The following is a 328-nucleotide window of genomic DNA, read 5'->3' on the forward strand; positions in this document are numbered from 1 at the left end:
TCCTTCACCGTTTTGACTTCTGAAGGCACCAGGTTCTCAATCACCTTTTTCACATTCATGAAATCAATAACTCCCCAGCCTCCTTTTTTTATTTCCTCTTTAATTGCGGCAATACTTTCTCTGTTTTCTCTTTCATCATCAAAATAGCCCAGACTCGTAAAAAGGTTGAAGACGGCATCAAATTTTGGACCCAATGGTTTACACATACAGTGGGTGTCAAAGTGCAGGGTCTCATTCTCAAACTGTTTGGCGTATGCAATGCTATTGGCTGAAAGATCTACGCCGGTGACATCAAATCCCAATTTGTTGAGATAGACAGAGTGTCTTC

1 protein-coding gene is annotated in these 328 nt (G+C 41.2%); it reads right to left on the reverse strand.

The features are described from left to right. On the reverse strand, positions 1-328 hold a 328-nt coding region (locus HC175_RS21970; RefSeq protein ID WP_168139992.1), incomplete at both ends, for a class I SAM-dependent methyltransferase.

The sequence above is a fragment of the Salinimicrobium oceani genome (assembly GCF_012037645.1).